The organism is Achromobacter sp. 77 (genome assembly GCF_020541125.1).
GTDB lineage: Bacteria > Pseudomonadota > Gammaproteobacteria > Burkholderiales > Burkholderiaceae_B > Achromobacter > Achromobacter mucicolens.
Genome location: NZ_CP059848.1, coordinates 4077767 through 4097763, shown reverse-complemented (window position 1 = coordinate 4097763; position 19997 = coordinate 4077767). Strand labels below are relative to the sequence as shown.

20 protein-coding genes are annotated in these 19997 nt (G+C 64.2%); 8 read left to right on the top strand and 12 right to left on the bottom strand.

Translation table 11 applies throughout. The features are described from left to right. Positions 1-30 precede the first annotated feature (30 nt). From H4P35_RS18995 to H4P35_RS18985, 3 genes are all read right to left on the bottom strand, one after another. Positions 31-1011: a FecR domain-containing protein gene (locus tag H4P35_RS18995; protein WP_226846545.1), complete on the bottom strand. Its 981-nt coding sequence runs from the start codon at positions 1009-1011 to the stop codon at positions 31-33. Continuing rightward, complete coding sequence (locus H4P35_RS18990) at positions 1008-1514, bottom strand: sigma-70 family RNA polymerase sigma factor (RefSeq protein ID WP_128827513.1); 507 nt, start codon at positions 1512-1514, stop codon at positions 1008-1010. Before H4P35_RS18990 ends, H4P35_RS18995 begins: the two co-directional genes overlap by 4 nt. Positions 1515-1654: 140 nt before the next feature. Further along, complete coding sequence (locus H4P35_RS18985) at positions 1655-2572, bottom strand: LysR family transcriptional regulator (RefSeq protein WP_226846544.1); 918 nt, start codon at positions 2570-2572, stop codon at positions 1655-1657. Positions 2573-2714: 142 nt separating this feature from the next. Between H4P35_RS18985 and H4P35_RS18980 the strand changes: the two genes are divergently transcribed. Genes H4P35_RS18980 through H4P35_RS18960 form a run of 5 tightly spaced genes read left to right on the top strand, consistent with a single transcriptional unit; the run spans position 2715 to position 7663 of the window. Next, a complete protein-coding gene (locus tag H4P35_RS18980) occupies positions 2715-3743 on the top strand; it encodes a ketopantoate reductase family protein (protein ID WP_180100609.1) in 1029 nt (342 codons plus the stop codon). Beyond that, the gene (locus H4P35_RS18975; protein WP_226846543.1) at positions 3740-4480 is read left to right on the top strand and encodes an SDR family NAD(P)-dependent oxidoreductase; all 741 of its coding nucleotides are present in this window, start codon (positions 3740-3742) and stop codon (positions 4478-4480) included. Before H4P35_RS18980 ends, H4P35_RS18975 begins: the two co-directional genes overlap by 4 nt. A gap of 32 nt (positions 4481-4512) precedes the next feature. After that, a complete protein-coding gene (locus tag H4P35_RS18970; RefSeq protein ID WP_226846542.1) occupies positions 4513-5430 on the top strand; it encodes a polysaccharide deacetylase family protein in 918 nt (305 codons plus the stop codon). A 17-nt stretch (positions 5431-5447) separates the two neighbouring features. After that, positions 5448-6515 carry a tripartite tricarboxylate transporter substrate binding protein gene (locus H4P35_RS18965; protein WP_226846541.1) on the top strand — a complete coding sequence of 356 codons (1068 nt, stop codon included), beginning with the start codon at positions 5448-5450 and terminating at the stop codon, positions 6513-6515. Continuing rightward, positions 6461-7663 (top strand): M20 aminoacylase family protein, encoded by a 1203-nt coding sequence (locus tag H4P35_RS18960; RefSeq protein ID WP_226846540.1) that lies wholly within the window; start codon positions 6461-6463, stop codon positions 7661-7663. The genes H4P35_RS18965 and H4P35_RS18960 overlap by 55 nt, the downstream gene beginning before the upstream one ends. Before the next feature lie 28 nt (positions 7664-7691). On the opposite strand, the gene H4P35_RS18955 is transcribed toward H4P35_RS18960, so the two are convergent. From H4P35_RS18955 to H4P35_RS18940, 4 genes are all read right to left on the bottom strand, one after another. Continuing rightward, positions 7692-8699: a tripartite tricarboxylate transporter substrate binding protein gene (locus H4P35_RS18955; protein ID WP_226846539.1), complete on the bottom strand. Its 1008-nt coding sequence runs from the start codon at positions 8697-8699 to the stop codon at positions 7692-7694. A gap of 61 nt (positions 8700-8760) precedes the next feature. Further along, positions 8761-9390, bottom strand: coding sequence for a fumarate hydratase C-terminal domain-containing protein (locus H4P35_RS18950; RefSeq protein ID WP_226846538.1), 630 nt, complete (start codon positions 9388-9390; stop codon positions 8761-8763). Continuing rightward, positions 9387-10256 carry a fumarate hydratase gene (locus tag H4P35_RS18945; protein WP_226846537.1) on the bottom strand — a complete coding sequence of 290 codons (870 nt, stop codon included), beginning with the start codon at positions 10254-10256 and terminating at the stop codon, positions 9387-9389. The genes H4P35_RS18950 and H4P35_RS18945 overlap by 4 nt, the downstream gene beginning before the upstream one ends. Continuing rightward, complete coding sequence (locus H4P35_RS18940) at positions 10240-11304, bottom strand: ketopantoate reductase family protein (protein WP_226846536.1); 1065 nt, start codon at positions 11302-11304, stop codon at positions 10240-10242. Before H4P35_RS18940 ends, H4P35_RS18945 begins: the two co-directional genes overlap by 17 nt. A 103-nt stretch (positions 11305-11407) precedes the next feature. Here H4P35_RS18940 and H4P35_RS18935 point away from each other — a divergent pair, with 103 nt between their 5' ends. Then, entirely contained in the window at positions 11408-13180 is a 1773-nt protein-coding gene (locus H4P35_RS18935) for a tripartite tricarboxylate transporter substrate-binding protein (RefSeq protein ID WP_226846535.1), read from the top strand. 155 nt (positions 13181-13335) lie between these two features. Beyond that, positions 13336-13443 (top strand): hypothetical protein, encoded by a 108-nt coding sequence (locus H4P35_RS18930; RefSeq protein WP_255616292.1) that lies wholly within the window; start codon positions 13336-13338, stop codon positions 13441-13443. 78 nt (positions 13444-13521) lie between these two features. Here the strand turns inward: H4P35_RS18930 and H4P35_RS18925 are convergent, their stop codons facing one another. The 5 genes from H4P35_RS18925 to H4P35_RS18905 form a co-directional block, all read right to left on the bottom strand. Continuing rightward, entirely contained in the window at positions 13522-14148 is a 627-nt protein-coding gene (locus tag H4P35_RS18925) for a hypothetical protein (RefSeq protein WP_226846533.1), read from the bottom strand. 39 nt (positions 14149-14187) lie between these two features. Then, a complete protein-coding gene (locus H4P35_RS18920) occupies positions 14188-15465 on the bottom strand; it encodes a S41 family peptidase (RefSeq protein WP_226846532.1) in 1278 nt (425 codons plus the stop codon). Between the two features lie 412 nt (positions 15466-15877). Next, the gene (locus H4P35_RS18915; RefSeq protein WP_226846531.1) at positions 15878-16498 is read right to left on the bottom strand and encodes a hypothetical protein; all 621 of its coding nucleotides are present in this window, start codon (positions 16496-16498) and stop codon (positions 15878-15880) included. A gap of 61 nt (positions 16499-16559) precedes the next feature. Further along, entirely contained in the window at positions 16560-17708 is a 1149-nt protein-coding gene (locus H4P35_RS18910; RefSeq protein ID WP_226846530.1) for a hypothetical protein, read from the bottom strand. Between the two features lie 213 nt (positions 17709-17921). Further along, positions 17922-18443 (bottom strand): SMI1/KNR4 family protein, encoded by a 522-nt coding sequence (locus H4P35_RS18905; protein ID WP_226846529.1) that lies wholly within the window; start codon positions 18441-18443, stop codon positions 17922-17924. A 566-nt stretch (positions 18444-19009) separates the two neighbouring features. On the opposite strand from H4P35_RS18905, the gene H4P35_RS18900 reads away from it, so the two are divergent. After that, entirely contained in the window at positions 19010-19972 is a 963-nt protein-coding gene (locus tag H4P35_RS18900; protein WP_226846528.1) for a tripartite tricarboxylate transporter substrate binding protein, read from the top strand. Positions 19973-19997: the final 25 nt, after the last annotated feature.

Here is a 19997-nt window from a genome sequence, read left to right as displayed (position 1 = left end):
GGCAGCCGCAAAACCGGGCGGGCCAGGGCTTCACGCGGGCCCGACGGCAACCCAGTAGCGGGTCCTGTAGCGCAGCCGGATCGGCAATGTCTGGGCCAGGAACGCAAGCGTCCGGTCGGTGTCGTTCACATGATAGGTGCCCGATACGCGCAGATCCGCGACCTCCGGCGCGCAACTGATGCGGCCATGGCGGTATCGCGACAATTCGGCCAGCAGATCCGACAGCCTCATGTCCGTGCCCTCGATCGCGCCGTCCAGCCAGGCATCGGCCACCATTGCTGGCTTGTTCATCAGCCGTGCGCCCAGGCGGTCCAGCTGGGCGGTCTGGCCTGTCTCGGCGATCACCGGGGTGGCGCCGTCGGCGGGCCGCAGCGCAACCGCATGCTGCTGCACGCTGACCCGGGCGCAATCGTCATCCAGGCGCACCACGAATCGTGTGCCCAGCGCCTGGACCGCGCCGTACGGCGTCTGCACGAGGAACGGCCGCTTGATGGGTGACAGCGCATCGGCGCCGGTCTGGATCGATATCTCGCCGCGATAGAGCACAAGCACGCGTTTGTCGCCTTCCATCCGGACACTCACCGCGCTGTCGGTGTTCAGCGCCAGGAAGGTGCCGTCCTCCAGTGTCAGGCGGTCGCGCACGCCCACGCCGGTGCTCACGTCCGCCAGCATGCGCTGCCATGGGGTGTGCTCGCGCACGGCCCAGCCCGTGCCCGTCAGCCCGCCCAGCAGCAGCATGCCCTTGACCAGGGCACGGCGCTGCTGCCGCCGCGCGTCGTGCGCCGTTCCCATGGCGATGAGCGTGTCCAGCGCCAGCCCCTGCGGCACGGCGGTGAAGTCGGCATTCAGCGCCTGCATGCGCAACCAGGCCCGCTCATGCAAGGGCGCCGCGCGGCGCCAGCGCTCGAAGGCGGCACAGGTGTCAGGATCCGGTGAGCCGAAGTTCAGCTTGACCGACCAGGCGATGGCCTCATCGACCACGGCGGCAGGAATCGCGGCAGCCTCGCTCACGCGTCACCAAACCGGTAGGCATAGCATTGGCGCAAGCCCGCCGCCACGTAGCGCTCGGCGGTGGCAAGGGAGACGCCCAGACGTTCGGCGATCTGTGGGCAGCGCATGCCCTCCAGTTGCGCCCACAGAAACGCCTGGCGCACCTTCGGCTTGAGGGAATCCAGCATTTGATCGATCTTGATGAGCGCCTCAAGCACCAGCATCCGGTTCTCTGGCGACGGCGCCAGTTCTTCGGGCGTGCGCGCCAGCACCGCGAGCCAGGTCCGCTCGAGCTCGCTGCGGCGCCAGTGGTCCACCAGCAGCCCGCGCGCGATCGTACTGAGATAGGCGCGCGGCTCGCGCGTCTCGATCACCGCCGGCCGGCCCAGCAAGCGCAGGAAAACGTCGTGAGCCAGGTCGGCGGCGTCGGAGGAATTACCTAATTGCTTGCGTATCCAGCCCCGCAGCCATCCGTGGTGGTCCGCATAGAGCGTCTCGACTTGGGCCTGCTTGGTAGGGGACATCGCATACGTTTGCAAATGATAATTATTCTTTATTGTAGAGAACTGCCGAGGCGCAGGCAAGGCGCGAAGTCACACATCAAATCGAGGGCAGACGACCGTCCGCAACCCGCCGGCCAAACAATGGACGCCGTCTCAAAAGCTCATTTCATGCTCAAAAGCCGCCGCAGTTCGGGAACCCTTTCCTTCGCGACGTTGCGCAGTTCATCGACCAGTTGCTCCGTTGCGGGGCTTCGGCGTTTGCCTTTGGGAAAGACGAGTCCGTAGTGCAGTTTGACCGTGGGGCGGAATTTTCTGACGGCAATGTGCAGGTGCCGCTGCGCGAGCGTGGCCATGGGATCGGCCAGTGCAATGCCGCAGTTCATGGCCGCCAGCTGGATGGCCATGGTGCTGAAGGAGACTTCGAGCTCGCTGTGCGCGGCGGCGTTGGTGGCTTCGAAGGCGGCCAGGCAACGCTGTTCAAGAATGCTGCGGCGGCCCAGGCTGATGTAGGGCTCGGTCTGTAGGTCTTCGGGGCCGATCTGCGAGCGCCTGGCGTACGGGTGATCCGGGTGCATGACAGCGACGATTTCGCTTTGACACAACAGCTCGGTTTCGATGGCGGGATGCTCCAGCGGAAGCTGGACCAAGGCCAGGTCGAATTGCTGCTGCGCCAGCCACCATTGCAGTTCCGCGGGCATGCGCGCGTTGAGCGCTGCGGTGAACGCCGGATTCTTCAGGCGGCAGCGGCCCACGGCCTCGATGGCCAGCCCGTCGATGATGTGGTTGGCGGCCAGGACCCGTACGCGATCACGGCGGCCCTGGCGCATGTCTTCGGCGTAGTCGGCCACGGCGTCCTGGGCGCGCAGCAGGCCGTAGACGCGCTTGTAGAACTCATGGCCGTCGTCGGTAAGTTCCAGGCGGCGGCCGGTCTTGCGCAAGATTTCGAAGCCGGCTTCTTCTTCCAGCTGCGCCAGCAGGCGGCTGACCTGGGGCTGGGTGCGATGCAGGCGCAGCGCGGCCTGGGCGACGCTGCCGCCTTCGACGAACGCGTGCAGCGCTTCGTAGGCGCGGTAGTTCATGCAGACTTCCCTTTGCAGAAATACATGCGTTTAGTGCAAGCATTCGATCAAATTTCGAAATTGAATTATATGTCTGCTGCTTTCAGAATTTCTCCCTGAGGCCGTCGTTGAAGGCGCGCGGGTAACAAGGGAGTGATAGGCGGTGAGTCAGGATCCGATTGTTGTGTGGGGGGGCGGCGCGATTGGCGGCGTGGTGGCAGCAAAGCTGGCGGATGCAGGGCAGGATGTGCTGCTGGTGGATGTGGTGCCCGAGCATGTGGAAGCGGTGCGCACGCGAGGGCTGGAGATCGTCGGTCCGGACGGCAAGAGCACTTTTTCGCGGATGAAGGCCTGCCTGGCGTCCGAGGTGGACGGGACGTATGCCCGGATCATGCTGTCAGTGAAAGGACAGCACACGCGCCCGGCGATGGCGTCGATCGCGCCGCGACTGGCTGCTGACGGGTGGGTGCTGGCGCTGCAGAACGGCCTGACCGAGGCGACGATCGCCAGCGTGGTCGGGCAGGCGCGCACGCTGGGCGCGCTGGTGAATTTTGCATCGGACTACGTGGGGCCGGGCCGCATCCAGTTCGGCGGCCTGGGCAGCCTGCGGGTCGGTGAGATCGACGGCGGCGACACGGTCCGTTCGCGACAGGTGGAAGCGCTGCTGCGCCAGGTGGATCCGCAGTCGGGGTGGACGGACCGTCTGATGGGCTACAAGTGGAGCAAGGTCGCCATCGGGTCGCTGCTGTTCACGACCGCGATGTCCAACGACACGATCGTGGAGCAGCTGGGCAACCGGCGTTATCTGCCGCTGTGGCGCGCGCTTTGCCGCGAGGTGGTGACGGTGGCCCGCGCCAGCGGCGTGGACCCGGCGCCGTTTGATGGCTTTGCACCGGATGCCTTCACTGCGTCGGCCAGCGTGGACGACGCCTGGGCGCAGATGCAGCAGATCACGGATCACTGCCGCCGCTGGGTGGGCAAGCCGCGCAGCGGCGTGTGGCGCGACCTGGCGGTGCGCAAGCGCCCGACCGAGGTGGATCCGCAGATCACGGATATCGTGGCCCATGGCCGAGCCGCCGGCATCGACACGCCGACGGTGTCGCGCCTGATCGCGATGATCCGCGAGATGGAGGCGGGCACGCGCGACTTCGGCAACGCCAACCTGGATGCGCTGATGGAGACCGCGGCATGAGCGCGGCCGATTTCTCGGACCGCCACGTGCTGGTGACAGGCAGCAACGGTCACTTCGGGCGCGAGCTGGTGCAGGCTTTTGCACTGGCGGGCGCCAGGGTGACCGGTGCCGACCGCGCCGGGGACGACGGTCGCGCCGGAGAAACGCGTCACATTGAATTGGACGTCACCGACTGCGTAGCCATCGAGCGCTTGGTCGCGGGCTGGAACGATCAGTCCCTGCCCCATGTGCTGGTGAACAACGCGGCGATCTTTCCGTTCGCGGACATCCTGGATGCGCCACCGGAACTGTGCCGCGCAATCCTGGACGTGAATCTGCTGGGCCCGTTGCAGCTGATCCAGGCGCTGGCGCGGCGCTGGATCGCCGCGGGCATTCGCGGGTCGGTGGTCAATGTGAGCTCGGCGTCGGCCGAGGTGGCCCGAGGCAATGGCGCGATCTACGGGCCGTCCAAGGCCGCGCTGGAGCAGACGACGCGCATCCTTGCGGTGCGGCTTGCCCCGCACGGTATCCGCGTCAACGCCGTCCGTCCGGGGCTGGCGCAGGGCGAAAACAGCCCCGTGCTGCCGCCCGCCCATCTGGAGAGCATCGCGGCCGCGATCCCGCTGGGACGCATGATCCAGCCCGGCGAACTTTCGCAGGCGGTGCTGTTTCTGGCCAGCGACGCGGCGTCGTTCACGACGGGCCAGGTGCTGTCGGTGGATGGCGGGGGCGGCATCAACCGGCGTGCCCCGACCTGAACCACGAAGGCAAATCATCAAGGAGAAATCACATGGACACCTCCATGCGCGCAATCAAGATGCATGAAGACAACCGCATATCGTTTCCGGCGTACGCGTGGCCCGAGGGCAAGCGTTGCGCGGTGGCGTTCACGCTGGACCTGGACGCCGAGTCCCCGTATTTCTGGACCGCGCGCGACAAGCAGCCCGTGGCGCTGGGCGAGCTGGAGCAGCGCCGGTATGGCCCGCGGCAAGGCGTGGCGCGGATCCTTGCCCTGCTGGATAAGTGGGGAATCAAGGGCGCGTTCTACGTGCCGGGCGTGGTGGCCGCCACCTATCCCGATCTGCTTCCCATGCTGCTGAAGGCAGGGCATGAGGTGGGCTATCACGGCTATTTCCACGAGCGGCTGGACACGCTGGACGACGCCACGCTGGACGATTACCTGGGACGCAGCATCGAAGTCTTCCAGCAGCAGACGGGGACGGCCTGCCGCGGCTACCGCGCGCCGTCGTTCGAGCATTCGCAAGCCAGCCTGGCGGCGCTGCGCCGCGCGGGCGTGGCCTACGACAGCTCGCTGATGGGCTTCGACCATCCGTATTCGATCGACGGGCTGGTGCAGGTGCCGGTGACCTGGACCATCGACGACGCGCTGTACTTTCGCTACACCAACGGGCCGCGCGACAAGACGCACCCGGCCAATCCGAACGCCGTGCTCGAAAGCTGGATCGAGGAATTCGAGGGCGTGCGCGAATGGGGCGGACTGTGCATGATCACCGTCCATGACTGGATCTCGGGCCGGGCTCAGCGCCTGCGCCTGCTGGACAAGTTTTTCAGCCATATCGCCAACGCCGAGGGCGTGTGGTGGGCGACGCCGATGCAATTGCACGACTATCACCGCGCGTCGGCCAACGCCGGCCGGTTCGAGGTCAGTGCGCACGTGGGCCGGTTTGCGCCGGATTCCAACAAATAAATCGACAAGGGGAAATCATGAACGAAAAACGTCGCGCCCTGTGCGCACATCTGGCCGGGCTGCCGCTGCTGTCGCTGGCGGGGGCGGGCGCCTTGCCCTGGCGAAGCGCGCAGGCCGCGCCCGGCTATCCGGACAAGCCGGTGTCCGTCGTGGTGCCGTTCGCGCCCGGCGGGAACACCGACATCGTGGCGCGCATGATCGGTACCGGGCTGGCCAAGCGGCTAGACGCCAACATCGTGGTGGAGAACAAGGCGGGCGCTGGCGGCAACATCGGCGCGGCGACCGTGGCGCGGGCCAAGCCCGACGGCTACACGGTGCTCTACAGCACGGCCAGCACCTACGCGATCAACCCGCACATCTACGCGAACCTGCCCTTTGACCCGGTCAAGGCGTTCGAGCCGCTGGCCGTCACCATCCAGGTGCCCGTGGTGCTCGTCGTATCGGCCAGCTCGGGGATCAAGTCGCTCAAGGAGCTGATGGCGCACGTCAAGGCCAATCCCGACAAGGCCAGCTACGGCTCCAACGGTAACGGCACGTCGAGCCACATCGCGTGCCACGTGCTGGCGCAGAAGATGGGCGTGCCCAATCTGCTGCACGTGCCGTACAAGCAGGGTCCCCAGGTGCTCACCGACCTGACCGGCGGCCAGCTCACGTTCGCCTTCGACGCATGGTCGGTGCTGGGTCCGCAGGTCAAGGCGGGACGGCTGGTCGCGCTGGCCGTGTCGGGCACGGAGCGGCTCAAGGCCGCGCCCGAGATCCCGACGGTCGCCGAGGTCCTGGAGACGGACTACGACATCGTGACCTGGAACGCGTTCTGCCTGCCCAGCGGCGTGCCGCCTGAGATCGTCGCGAAGCTACGCGAAGCGGTGCAAGGCACGATGGAGGACCCCGCGATCCGTTCCCGCCTGGAAAACGAAGGCGTGCCGCCTTACGCGCCCATGTCCCAGGCAGAGCTGGACGCGTTCTTCAAGCGTGAGTACGAGAAGTGGGGCGCGCTGGTGAAGCTGGTCGGCGCCACCGGGATCGCGCGATGGCCACCCGTGACGCCGACACGCGCACCACGCTCGCCGACCTGCAGGACCTGAAGACCGAGCTTACGGCGCTGCGCCGCGCGCTGCACCAGCAGCCCGAGCTGGCGTTCCAGGAGCACGCCACGTCGGCCCGCGTGGCCGGGCTGCTGGCGCAATGGGGCTACGAGGTCGTCACGGGCCTGGCGGGCACAGGGCTGGTGGCCACGCTGCGCGCGGGCTCAGGGGCCCGTCGATTGGGTCTGCGCGCCGACATGGATGCGCTGCCCATCGCCGAGAAGACGGGGCTTGCCTATGCCAGCCAGACCGAAGGGCGCATGCATGCGTGCGGGCACGATGGCCACATGGCCATGCTGCTGGGCGCGGCTCGTCATCTGGCACGCACGCGGAATTTCTCGGGCGTGCTGCATCTTATTTTTCAGCCCGCCGAAGAGCGTGGGTTTGACAGCGGCGCCAAGCGCATGGTCGAGGAGGGGCTATTCAAGCGCTTTCCATGCGATATGGTGCTGGCCATGCATAACCATCCGGGCGCGCCCGTGGGACATTTCCTGTCACGCATCGGGCCGTTCATGGCCGCGGGCGACCGGGTGTTCGTGAAGGTCATCGGCAACGGCGGACATGCCGCGCGGCCGCATCTGGCGACCGATCCGGTGGTCGCGGCCGCAGCCATCGTGATGGCCTTGCAGACGGTCGTGTCGCGCAATATCGATCCGTCGCAGGCCGCCGTGGTGTCCGTGGGCCGGCTGCGTGCCGGTGATGCGCTGAACGTGATTCCGGGCGAGGCCGAGATCGGCATCTCGGTGCGCTCGTTCAGCCCGCAGGTGCGGGCGCGGCTGCGCGAGCGCATCGTGCAGATTTGCACATCCACCGCGGAAAGCCACGAGGCCAGCGTGAAGATCGACTACGTGGAGGGCTATCCGGTCGTCGACAATGCCGACGCACCCACGGCGCTGGCGCTGGCCGTAGCCCGCGAGCTGGTGGGACAAGATCGGGTGACGGGAGATATGCCGCCGTTGATGGGAAGTGAAGACTTCGCCTATATGCAGCAGGCCGTCCCGGGCGCACTGGTGCGGCTTGGAAACGGGCCCGCCATCGGTGGGCGCGCGTTGCATAACGCCAATTACGACTTCAACGACGACAACCTGTGCGTGGGTGCGGCCTTCTGGAGCCGGCTCGCGGAGACTTACTTGCGAGGTGCGTGCTGAGTTTCTCCCGTCGCGTCTTGCCCGGTTTTTAGTCCATCCGCACGCCGGCCTGCTGCGCCAGCTTGCCCCATTTCTGGCTCTCGTTCCGAATGAAGATGGCGAACTCCTCGGGCGTGCCTCCCATCGGATCGGCGCCTTGTCCTTTGATAAACGCGTCGACCTCGGGTGTGCGCAACACGCGGCCCAGCGCGGCGTTGATCTTCTCCACCACATCTCGGGGCAGCTTGGCGGGCCCCATGATGCCGTACCAAGTCCCACTGATCACATCTGGCAGGCTTTCCTCGGCCGTAGTGGGTACCTGAGGCAGAGTGGAGATGCGATTGGAGGATGTGACCGCCAGAGCGCGTAGCCGGTCGTCGGCAATGAAGGCGGACACGGCGGGCGCGTCCGCGACCATCATGTCCACGGTGCCGCCGATTACGTCGGCAATGGCGGGCGCGGCGCCACGGTAGGGGATATGTGTGATGGACACGCCCGCGGAACGCTTAAGCAATTCCGCGCCGAGTTGCGTGGTGGTGCCATTGCCCGCCGACGCGAAGTTCAGCGTATCGGGCTTTGCCTTGGCTGCCCCGAGGAGGCTTGAAAGCGATGTGTAGGGGCTTTTGGAGGCCACCACCACGACCTGCGGCGTGTTCACCGCCAAGCCGATGGCGACGAGATCCCGGTCTGGGTTGTAGCTCACGTTCTTCGTGATGGCGGGAATGATCACCAGTGCGCCCGTCGACGAGAAGAGGATGGTGTGGCCGTCGGAGGCCTTGGCCACTTCGGCGGCTCCAAGTGTGCCGCCCGCGCCGGCGCGATTCTCCACGATCACCGTCTGTCCCAGCTCGGGGCCCAGGCGCGCGGCGATAAAGCGGGCCAGCGCGTCGGCGGGGCCTCCCGGCGCGAACGGGACGATCAAACGAATCGGTTGTCTTGGCCAAGATGCCGGTTGGGCTTGAGCAGGCGAAGAGAGCAGCAGTCCGCCGCAGGCGATCAAACTGGCCAATATGGCCGAGACGGCGCGGCGCCGAGCTGGAATCCGGGGATTTGTCATGTTGTCTCCTGTTATTGATCTATTTGGCCGCCGTGACGCCGGCAGCCAGGTCCTTGCTGATTTAGCTTTCGGGCGGCTTGCGCGTGCGCGCCAGCTCCGCCAGGATGTCGGGAAGTCTCTGCCGAGCGCTGCGGCGGACATCCTCGTACAGACTGTTGCCGTGGGCGTCGATTCCCACCGTGGTCGGCCCCAGCCCTTCGACGCGCAGGCGCACGATGCGGTAATGGGTCAGCATGTCGGGCCATCCCACTTCAAGCACTTCCTTCACGGCCTGGGTGAGCGGCGTGCACCCGCCGCCGAGGAATGACAGGTAGACGCCGCCCGTTCGCCGCAGCGCCTGGACGCTCGCCGAATCGAGGCCGCCCTTGCCGCCGACGGCGTGCAGGCCCAATTCCCGGATCAGTGTGGGCATGTAGGGGTTGAAGCGGGTGCTGGTCGTCGGGTTGATGTAGCGCACGTCGAAATGGTGGCCGCGTTGTTCGCTGTAACTGCCGATATGGAACAGGCTTTGATCCTTCATCGCCAGCGGCAGCGGTTCATGCCCCTCGAGCGCGCGCAGTAGCCGTTGATGAGTGGGCAGCCCAGCCGTTACCAGAATTTCTCCGTCCAGCACCACAAGGTCGCCCGCGCGCAGCTTGAGCGCGGCCTCGGCGGAAAGCGGGAAGCGCAATCGGTGCAGGGTCGGCGTCATTCGATCACCTCAACGCGACCGTCGTTATGCAGGCGAGCTCGGGTGCGGCGGTTTATCCAGCAATTGAAGGCGACCGCGACTGGGATAAAACCGTGCCCGGCAGCGTAGCTGACGTGCACGGCATAGGCTGTGCTCGTTCCGCCCGTACCCATGGCGCCAAACCCGGTCTGGTTCACTGCCGCTGCCAGCCGGCGCTCCATGTCCGCCACGAATGGCTCGGGATGAACCTGTCCGATCGGACGCAGCGTGGCTTCCTTGGCCAATTTGGCGGCATAGTCAAAGGTTCCCCCAATCCCAACGCCCACAACCACTGGCGGGCAGGGCTGAGTACCGGCTTCCATCACGGCCTCCATGATGAAGGCTTCGATGGTCGCCAGGTCGGGAAAACTGAATATCTTTAGCGCTGCCCACCGCCCGGAGCCGAGTGCCTTGGGACTGCAGGTGATGTCCAGGCAATCGCTGCCGTCGACGACGTCGAACGTAATGATGGGCATGCCCGGCCCGGTGTGGCCGCGCTGCAGTGTGAGCGGATGGGTGACATGGGGAAGCAGTGGCGGGTTGATGGTGTCCACCAGCGCTTCGTAACCGTCGACGATCGCCCGGCGCAGGTCGCCATCCAACTTTGCCTGCGTACCCACGCGCACGAAGTAGACGGGTATCCCTGCGTCGGAGCAGACGAAATGATTGGATTGTTTGGCTGCATCGGCGCTCTGCAGCATGATCCGCAACGTGTGCCTGGCGGTTTGATCTGATTCGCGTTGTTCCGCTTGCGCGAGCGCCAGGCGGGTGTCATCAGGAATGCCGCGCAGGGATCGGTCATACAGTTGCGCGCACACGGCGGCGATCAGTTCAGCGGAAATTGCCATGGGGCGTCTCCGTGTTGGATGCCGCGGCCAGCGACCGGGCTCGAAGCGCCGCCAATGCGTGAACCGTGCTGCAGTGGGGCATGTCCACGCCAGTCTGCGCGGCCAACTCGATCGCCGCGCCCAGGATGGCAGCCAGTTCGACTGGACGTCCTGCCTCGGCGTCCTGAAGCATGGACGTTTTGACGTGGCCAAGGCGCCTCGTCGTTGCGATACGTTCCGCGGGCGACACCGTCGGCGCGATACCCAGGCTCTTTCCAAGCGCCAGTAACTCGCACATCATCTGCGTGAAAACGCCACGTACGCCTGTATCGTCGATCATGACGTCGGTAGCGGAATCGGTCAGTATGCTGACGGGGTTAAAGCATGCGTTGCCGAGCAGCTTGCTCCAGACTTCCGTGCGGATGTCTTCCGTCGTATGGGCGTCGAGCCCGCAATGGCGCAGCAGCGTTACCCACTGCGATAGCCGTTCTTTGTCGGCATCTTGAACGACATTGCCGAAAACCAGCCGCGAACCCGCGCCGTGCCGGGTGATGCCGGGCTCGGGACTGGAACAGGACGGGTACACGACTGCGCCGATGATCCGATCTGGCGGAACCGCGCGTCCGAGTTCGCCATGCGGATCCGTGCTGGTCAGCGGCGCTGCCAGCGAAGATTTGCCCGCACCAAACCACCACGGAACACCATTTATCGCTGGCACGACGATGGTTCCCGGGCCGACCAGGCGCGCGAGCAGAGGGGCCAGCGATGGCAGGGAATGGGCTTTGACGGCCAACAGGACGACGTCCGGCATCCATGGATCACCCTGCTCGAAGCCGCTGCCGATCTCGGTGTCGAAGGCGAGAACGCTTGCGCGAATACGCTGGCCACCGATATCGAGCCGCCAGCCGTGCTGCCTGATGGCGGCCAGGGTCTGGCCACGTGCGAAGACGCGGACATCCACACCGGAGCACGCCAACTGAACGCCAAGAAAGCCGCCGATGGCGCCCGCGCCGATGACGCAGACCCGCGTTGGCGGGTTGGGTCGCAGGTCAATAGAACGCTTTTCCATGCTTCGATCCTTCGGGAAAGTACTGAATTGAATCCGTTGCTCCGGCCCGAGATAAATGAATTCTTCGGCTAGACTCATAAGTTCAACTTATAAATATCGCGCCATGCATGTCACTTTGCGTCAGTTGCGAGTCTTACTCGCCGTAGCCGAGACGGGCAGTTTCAGCGCTGCGGCGCGGGTAGTGGGGTTGTCTCAGCCGGCGGTCAGCCAGAGCATCCGGTCCGTGGAGCAGGCGCTTGGGGTTTCTCTGCTGCAGCGAACCACGCGCCATGTCGTGCTGACGCAGGCTGGCGAACAACTGGTCTCGCAGTTGCGGGTCGCGCTGAAGACGCTGGAAGACGTCCTGACACAAGCGCAGCAGGCGGGAGAGCGCATGCTGCACGTGGTGCGTGTGGCCGCCACGCCTTCGCTGTCCGGCAGGCTATTGCCGCGCTGTCTGGCAGACGTCGCACGGCAATTCCCTGGCGTTGCGGTGCAATTGAAAGAGCAGGCGCAAGACGCCGCGCTGGCATCCGTCAGGCAAGGGACGGTGGATTTTGCGTTGGCAGTCGGTGATTTTGGGCCGTGTGAGTTGCAGCGCACCTCGTTGCTAAAGGATCGCTTCGTGCTGGTCTGCCGCGGCGATCATCCATTTGCCCGTCGCGACAAGGTCTCGATTGGACATCTTGCTCTGGAGCGTCTGATCGTGCTTGACGCGGCGAACGGCGGACGCCGGGGGCTGGACCGTGTGCTGGTCGCGCACGGTGTCTCGGTCGACGTATTGCAGGAGGTAACGTCGGCCTCGACCGCGTTCGAGATGGTGAAGGAGCGGTTGGGCGTGGCACTGCTTCCGGCCAGTTGTGTGCCGACGTTCTCAATGAAGCAATTGCGCTCGGTCAGCCTGGAGCCGGACGTCTTGCGTGACGTGTCACTGTTCAGTCGCCGGCATGAGGACTTGTCCGAGGATGCACGCGCGGTACACGACATCATTCTTGCTCGGGCGCAAGGCGGAACGCGAGGCGTGCCGCGGCCGCTCACTGTCCTCGTTCCGTTTCCGAAGCGAGGACCAGTGGATAGCTACGGCAGAGCGTTCGCCAAGCTGCTGGCTGCGCGCCTGGGCAAGGATGTGGTGGTGACCAACACGGTCGGCTTGGGTGGCGCGCAAGGCGTTCACGCCGTCACGCGCTCGCGGGCGGACGGCTACACCATCGGTATCGCGGGCAATGGTGCGACCGTATTTACGCCAGCCAGTGGGCGGCAACCGTTGTTCGACGTCTTCGAGGACCTCACGTTTCTCAGCGGTCTGGTGCGTGTGGCTGCCGTGCTGGTGGTAGGGGCACATACCGCCGCCCGCGATTTTGCGCAGTTGTGTGCCCTTGCCCGACTGCATCCTAAGCGTTTCGTTATTGGCGCGGCGGGAACGGGTTCGAGCCGGATGCTTGCCGAACTTCTGGGGCGCTTGACCGGCATCGAGCTGACCCATAAATCCTATGACGGGCTGGCACCGGCGCTGGACGACCTCGCCAAAGGCAAACTTGACATGGTCTTCGGGGAGCCGGCCGGCGTGCTTCCGCTGGTGCGAGCCGGAAAGGCATTTGCCCTGCTCACGACCGGTGATGAGCGTTGCTCGTTGTTGAACGAAGTGCCGAGCGCGGCTGAGGCCGGCTTGCCGGATCTTGCGACTGACGGGGGATACTGCCTGGTGGCGCCGCCATCATTGCCGGCCAGCGTCCTTGAGCGGCTGTCAGGCGCGATCGCGGAAGTTCTGCAGTCCGACGAACTGAATCGGACTTTCGCCGCGCTGGGTGTTCGGCCCGATTTTCGAAGCGGCCCATACTACGAGAATTTCGTCAGGGGAGAGCAGTCTCGTTGGCAAGCATTTCTCGAGAGAGATTGATTCAAGTCAACTCCTTAGCCGCGATGCCCAGATCAGCCGCATAGTGTGCAAGCTGCTCCCTCACATGAAGCTTCAGCGCGTTGGGGTGGGGCAAGCATGCGTTGGCGCCGCAGTCGTTCCGCGAGGCCACATGGCTGGTCGAAGCGGGCAAGCTCATGCCGTATCTCGCTCCCCGGCGGTTCGACCTGCGATCCGCGGAAGTTGCCTACGAAGCTATCTCGACCGCAACCGCGAGGGGGAAAATCGTGGCGGATGTCGCATGATGCTCGCACCCCGCATTGCGGGTGGCGGCATCGGTTGGCGATTTGCTGCCGACTCAATAGATCATTCTTTGCACGGCGCTATGGTTCCGAGCCCTGGGACTTCGCGTGCCGCGCCGCAATCCATGACAAGGTGCCGACGTCGGCCCCTCCAGACTCGATGACGGTGGTGCCGGCCATCATCAATCCGTAACCGTGCTCCTCCTCCCAGGCGCAGCGGAAGTCCAGGCCGATATAAGGCCCGCCTTCGACAGGGTGGAGCGTGATGCTGTTCAGACGGATCAGTTTCCGCAAGGCTTGGCCATCCCAGTGCTGCGGCAGGCGGAAGGCGTCATCGTCCAGAACGATGCCATCCTGCTCGGCGCGCAGGCGCGGCAGATCCGCCAGCATCGCCTTCATTACCGCCTGGTAGAACGCCTCGTCATGGTCCAGCAGCCAGCGCGCCGCTTCGATCATCGTTGACGCCGGCGCTTCGCCGGAGCCATCGTCATTTTCAAGGTAAGCGATGACTTCCCCGGCTTGTGCGATCGCGTCGTCGCGCGCGTAGCCCTTTGAAGCGGGAAGGGCATCGGCGCCGCGCAATCGCGACGTTGCGGGCAGTGGCAACGCGGTGATCCAGACGCACCACGCGCTTTTCGGCCCATAGAGCGTGGGCAGTCCCGCTACCGAAAGCGGCACATAGTCTGATGGAATCTGGCCGGTATTCATTGAATCGCTCCTTGAATCTTTGTCGAGGCGACGCCAGCCTCAATCGCCGGTGGTAGCTGCCGCCAGCGCAGTCAGCGCCGCCAGTAACGCCGTGTCGGCACCGTCAGGCGCAGCTGTCACCGCCGCGCGCACCCGTTGCGCCAAAGCGCTGTTGAAATCGGCCGCAATCTCGGCGCGCAGTGTGACCCGCCGGCCGGTCCCGTCCAGAAGCATGTCCGGCGCTACCCCTACCAAGTCCAATCGGGCGCCATCGGCGCGGTGGACGCGGGCGGTGGTGATCACCAACGCGCCCTGGTTGCCGGGCAGGGACCGCACGGTCTGGATCGTGCCAGCGCCCAGGGTTGCCGTGCCGACCAGCAAGGCACGGCCGTGGTCCTGCAGCGCGGCCGCCACGATCTCCGCGCCGGCGCCCGTGCGGTGATCGACGAGCACCACCACCGGAACCCCCTGCGGCACGAGGGGGGCGCGGGCGCGCAAGGTGCGCGCATTGTCCGGCGTGCGACCGCGCAAGCTGCCGATCTCGGACCCTTCGGGCAACACCATGCCGGCGACTTGTTCGGCTGCGTCGAGCAGCCCGCCGGCGTTGCCGCGCAGGTCCAGCACCAGTCCCGCCAGCGGCGCTCCGGCATGCGCGGACGCTGCGTCGAGCGCATCTTTCAACTGGCGGCCCGTTCGGCTGTCGAAAGCGGAGATCCGGATCACCGCAATCGCGCCATCCAGATCCCAACGCACCGTGGGAGGCGCCTGTACGGGGCCGCGCACGGGCTGCGCCGTGATTGCGCTGACCGAACCCGGCCGACGCAGGGTGAGCGTGGGGCGGGTGCCTGCCGTGCCGCGCAGCAATGCGACGGCTTCTGGCAAGGGCAGGCCTGCGGTGGCACGGCCGTCCACGTGGGTCACGATGTCGCCGGCCTGTACGCCGGCGCGTTCGCCCGGGCTGCCGGGCAGGGGCCGCACGACGGTCAGGGCACCGTCCCGGATCGACAGCTCCAGGCCGACGGATGCCGGCGGGGCTGCCAGTTCAGCGCGCGTCGCGACGCGGCTGTAGGGGTCCAGACCCGCCATCATGCCGCGCAGGGCCGCGTCCAACGCCATCTCGCGCGGCGTGCCGTCGGCAAAACGCAGGATCTCGCCGGTCAAGATGCGGATCTGGGGTGTCATGCCTTCCGTCTGATGGCCGGTCAGGACGGCCTGTTCGATCGCGGCCTTGCGCGATGGATCTTCAGCGCCTGGCAGCGCCTTGAGCGCGCTCAGGCCGTTCACCACGAGTACGCGTGAGTCGAGGGGATCGACGTACTGGTTTACAACCTGGGTCATGGCAGCCGCGAGCGTGGCTTCGATCTCCTCGCGCGTCATGGCGGCGGCAGACGCGTGCGCGGTGGTGCACGCCCACAGCAGGGCGCAAAGCGATTGTCGCAGCGCGCACCCGCGTCCGGCGATCGATGCCCGCCTTTTCGCGTGTGCCGGCTCCGCCAGGCAGGAAGGCTGCGACCGTAAGGGTGCGCAGACGAGGGCGGTACGCAGCGCTGCGGCCCAAAAGGCAAAGAAAAGTTTCGTCATCCTGCGGAATGCGCCGCGTGCGCGTCGAATTTCTGAGTGCGCCGATGTTAGCAGCCATGAAAACATCGCCAATTTGCGGTGCGAGTGTCGGGTCCGGGCTGCCTGCGCCTGGGGATCGCGCAGGCAGACAGTATGACAACCACTGCTGCGCGTTGCCGCAGGCCTGGTCTCAAAGACGGTCGAGTTGATCTCGCGGGTGAAACTCCGGGTCGTCTTTGCCGTCCAGCATCGCGTCCACCATGCGCTCGAATGCGCCAGCGGCATTACCGAACGCATCGGAAGCCAGAAACTCGGATCTGCCTATTCCGTCCAGTCCAAGCGCAGCAACGGTTTCCCGTTCGCCTTCCTCGCCCCAGATGTAATCGTGAACCACCGCAAGGCCTCGACCATCCGCCTCGAAAAAATCGGCCGCGCCACGCGCTACCGTCAAAAAAACGATGAGGTCGTAGAGATTTTCGGAATAGGTCAGCGACCCTGCAACGAAGTGCGTTTCCGAAGAATCGTAGGCTGCAACCTTGATGTTGTCGGCCTCGGCGGATTGCAGAATGGCCCGCAGCGCCGCGCGATTGTCCGAATGGCGAGCCAGCATGGCGTCGCATTCCGAAACAAGCTTGCCCAAATCCTGATCGCTGGAGGCAGCCAGATCCTTGCCTCCCGACAGATACCACTGCCCGCCAATGGTGCGCCAATCCGGCCATCTTGATGCCGCCGGCACAGGGGCAGCGAGCCATCTGGCTAGATTCTCGCGGGGCATCTGGAATTTGAGAAAGGCGGAATAGGGTTCGGACATGGCAGCTATCGATCCTCAGGTGCTCAGCAACTTTGCTTTTATCAAAATGGCGCTGCAAATTCTACGGTTGCGTCTTCAGCACGGCCTGCCGCAGGATGTCGTAAACCGACAGGCCCGGAAGCCGCGAGAAGAACGTGTTCCTATCGGCGGAAGCTGTCCACGCAGACCACAGCGTCAGCACGGAAAGCTGACCATGCTTCCATGCGACGAGCGCCTCGATATCGCCCGCGTCGCGGCCGTTCTTGTCTTCGACGGAAAACCGGAAGGTGCGCGCGGAAAACCCCTGGTCCGCCAACGCACTATCCTCTTCGCTCGACAGCATCACGGGCGACCGCGCGTCGGATGTCTGCTTGACGAAGTAATCTTTCACGAGCGCGGCACCGGCTGTTTCAAGGTCGGGCTTCTCCTTCATGTTTTGAACGAAGAGCCAGACCAATCCGACATCCTTTCCGTTCTTACGCCTGACCATGTGCAGCTCGGCAGGAAGTGGTCCGTGAAAATCGTTGATGGGAATGTCCCATCCATTCGGGATGCGAATCCGGTGTTCCACGCTGCCGATACGAAGCGGGATCTCCTGCATTTCCCGGCCGAAGCTCGATTGCTGCCCATTGGCCCATGAAAGGCTGTCAATGAGCGCAGTGGCGTATCGATCGGCTTTATGCACCAGGTTGTTCGCGGCATCCATGCTGGCGGCATGGCTCACGTCGACGATGAAGAAAACGCCCACGGCCTGTTTTTCGCGGACAAAGCAATAACTGATAGCGGCACTCTTTGGCTTCCCGTTGTCGGCTTTCTGGGCGAGAAGTCCCACTTCTGTCAGGTCGTCCGAACTTTTGGATATTCGCGGTACATACCCAAGTGCTTCCACTTCGAAAGTGCAGAGTCGCCATGCCGTGGCGGGCGCCGGCAGGTTGTAGCCCAAAATGCTGGTCTCGATCTCCGGATTATTTCTATCCGACGTGATTTTTCCAATCACCTTCACGTTGCCGATGGTGTCCGGCGGATTGGGCTCCATGGGCGCGGTCTGCACGTGCGCATCTCGTGGAACGGTGCTTTCGAAATTTAAGGCAGGTGCTGAAAAATCGAATTGCCGGGTTACCCGTGGTCCGCCAGCAGGTGATGTGTCACTACCTTGAGCGAAAGCCGATCCCATGGCAGTCAGTGCCAAAATTGGCACCGTGAAGATCGTGTTGGCAAGGCGAAAGTTCATTTTCTTGCTGCTCGCTCGCGTTTCTCGATTGGGCGGTGATGATCCAGTTGGTACCGTCGCTTATCTCCGACCGCTGGCGGGGCTATCACCGAAGGCGCTGAGCTGCTTTTTCGCACCGTATGCTTCTGGCCGGTTGCAGACCTTGGTGGCCGTCTGCTTTCGACCCTGAGCGGTCACTGATTTGTTGTTCTTAACCGCTAAAGTCGACACCGACTAGTGATGATCCTTGGATAGATATTGATAGTCAGCACGAATGTAGTCGGCCATCGCCAGGAACCATTCTTCGAATCCGACGAATCTTTCGATCAGTCCTCCTGCGAACCAGAATACCTGACCAGGTGTGGCAGTGTGGGGCCGAGTCATCAGCATGACATCTATATCTTCAGATGCCACCGCGATCGGCAATAAATCCCGCTTGTCGAAGCCGCAGAGCGGCTGCAAGTCTTCTAGCGATTCGACCAGATCGCTTGCTCGTTGAGCTCGTGGGCCCCCAAAAAAGTCATCAACGCCAAAAATATCAACACTGTGCCAAAAAGCGCGCCAGCCGTTGGCGTTTGAAAGGAAATCTCGATACTGAGGATCGAGTGGGAAGTCCAGTTTTGCCTCGATGGACTGCAGTTGCCTCTCGCTAGCTGCGACTTCGGGCAACGTATTCTCGAACACTTGATTGATGTCCACCTCAGCGACTTTCTGTTTTACGAGGTGAGCAATCACCAACTGCCGTTTCCAGTCCAATTCCAATCCCCTTGGTAGATCGCGAGCGTTGATTTAGAAGCTAGCGGAAATCTTAGTAGCTTTAGGCACGAATTCTACGCCCACGTTAGATGCTATCTGCATCCTGATCAATTGAACTCGACGTGTTGGTGGTGGCGGGACAATGTCTCGGAGGCTGCAATGCCTGCTCATGGCCGAAAGCGGCCACTGACCACGGGGGCACCGGGGCCTTCCATGCAAGGCACAGCCTTCCTCCCGTACAGCTCCCAAGTTACAGCCGAGTGCCTAGAGATGCCCGTGCGCCCTCCGCAATGCCCGTATGCGCATGCCCCGAATCCGCGGGCTTAGACCGTTGCGCAAATTAATCGCGCCTATCGCGAAGTTGGCCTTTTACAACTGCAGGCTGTCCGTTCGCACAGAACGAGAACATGCCCACGCAATGGCGGGTGTTGCCAGGCAAAGCCAAAAACCGAACTCCATTCCCCTCGCCCCAGGTTTCCCCTAATCAAATTCCCCTTGCGGAAAATCAATGCTCTATAGGACACTTTGTGTCATAGCGCCGCGACGGCGCATACAAGGGGAATGGCATGAAGGTCTTGGGCATGGTGGCAGCATTGGCGATGACGGCAGGATTGGCGGGGCAAGCGCAGGCGGCGTTTCCGGAGCGGCCGATCCGGCTGGTGGTGCCGTTTGGCGCTGGCGGCATCACGGATATCGTGGCGCGGCAGGTGGGCAAGGGAATGGGGGACGTGTTGGGGCAGGGGATCGTGATCGAGAACCGGCCGGGTGCGGGGGGCGTGATCGCGGCGCAGGTGGCGGCGACGGCGCCGGCCGATGGATACACAATATTCATGGGGACGGTGGGCACGCAGGTGGTGAACCCGTTGATCTACGCCAAGCTCAGCTATGACGCGGACAAGTTTGTGCCGGTGGGCATGGTGTCCGGGTCGCCCTATCTGCTGGCCGTGCGTTCGGGTTTGCCCGGCGCGTCGTTCGCCGAATTCGTCAAGTATGCCAAGGCCAATCCCGCCAAGCTGAATTTCGGCTCGGCCGGCAACGCCAGCTCGCCGCACCTGGGCTTGGAGCTCTTGAAACTGACGGCGGGCGTGGACATCGTGCATGTGCCCTTCAAGAGCGGCAGCGAGGCCGTGAATGCGGCGATCGGCGAGCAGGTGGATGTGGTGATGGACGCCAGTCCGGTCATCATGCCGCACGTCGCATCGGGCAAGTTGCGGGCGCTGGCGGTGGCGTCGGACAAGCGATTGCCGTCTGCGCCCGCGGTGCCAACCAGCGTCGAGGCGGGCGATGCGGGCCTGCAGATCAGTTCGTGGAATGCGTTCTTCGCGCCCGCCGGCACGCCGCCGGACGTGGTGGCGGCGTTGAGTGCGGCCTTGCAGAAGACGCTGGCCTCGTCCGACTTGAAGGAACGGCTGGCGGCGCAGGGCACGCAGCTTTACACGGGTACGCCCGACGAATATCAGCGCTTCATTGGCGGCGAAAAGACCAAGTGGGCCGAGATCGTGAAGCGCGCCAATATCAAGATGGAATAGGAGACACGCATATGGAAAGGAGCTA

Coding starts and splice junctions, on each gene's coding strand:
- H4P35_RS18945 (WP_226846537.1), bottom strand. CDS start 10,256: ATGGCAATTTCCGCTGAACTGATCGCCGCCGTGTGCGCGCAACTGTAT.
- H4P35_RS18950 (WP_226846538.1), bottom strand. CDS start 9,390: ATGACGCCGACCCTGCACCGATTGCGCTTCCCGCTTTCCGCCGAGGCC.
- H4P35_RS18970 (WP_226846542.1), top strand. CDS start 4,513: ATGGACACCTCCATGCGCGCAATCAAGATGCATGAAGACAACCGCATA.
- H4P35_RS18940 (WP_226846536.1), bottom strand. CDS start 11,304: ATGGAAAAGCGTTCTATTGACCTGCGACCCAACCCGCCAACGCGGGTC.
- H4P35_RS18955 (WP_226846539.1), bottom strand. CDS start 8,699: ATGACAAATCCCCGGATTCCAGCTCGGCGCCGCGCCGTCTCGGCCATA.
- H4P35_RS18910 (WP_226846530.1), bottom strand. CDS start 17,708: ATGAACTTTCGCCTTGCCAACACGATCTTCACGGTGCCAATTTTGGCA.
- H4P35_RS18920 (WP_226846532.1), bottom strand. CDS start 15,465: ATGACCCAGGTTGTAAACCAGTACGTCGATCCCCTCGACTCACGCGTA.
- H4P35_RS18915 (WP_226846531.1), bottom strand. CDS start 16,498: ATGTCCGAACCCTATTCCGCCTTTCTCAAATTCCAGATGCCCCGCGAG.
- H4P35_RS18975 (WP_226846543.1), top strand. CDS start 3,740: ATGAGCGCGGCCGATTTCTCGGACCGCCACGTGCTGGTGACAGGCAGC.
- H4P35_RS18985 (WP_226846544.1), bottom strand. CDS start 2,572: ATGAACTACCGCGCCTACGAAGCGCTGCACGCGTTCGTCGAAGGCGGC.
- H4P35_RS18935 (WP_226846535.1), top strand. CDS start 11,408: ATGCATGTCACTTTGCGTCAGTTGCGAGTCTTACTCGCCGTAGCCGAG.
- H4P35_RS18925 (WP_226846533.1), bottom strand. CDS start 14,148: ATGAATACCGGCCAGATTCCATCAGACTATGTGCCGCTTTCGGTAGCG.
- H4P35_RS18900 (WP_226846528.1), top strand. CDS start 19,010: ATGAAGGTCTTGGGCATGGTGGCAGCATTGGCGATGACGGCAGGATTG.
- H4P35_RS18930 (WP_255616292.1), top strand. CDS start 13,336: ATGCCGTATCTCGCTCCCCGGCGGTTCGACCTGCGATCCGCGGAAGTT.
- H4P35_RS18990 (WP_128827513.1), bottom strand. CDS start 1,514: ATGTCCCCTACCAAGCAGGCCCAAGTCGAGACGCTCTATGCGGACCAC.
- H4P35_RS18965 (WP_226846541.1), top strand. CDS start 5,448: ATGAACGAAAAACGTCGCGCCCTGTGCGCACATCTGGCCGGGCTGCCG.
- H4P35_RS18960 (WP_226846540.1), top strand. CDS start 6,461: ATGGCCACCCGTGACGCCGACACGCGCACCACGCTCGCCGACCTGCAG.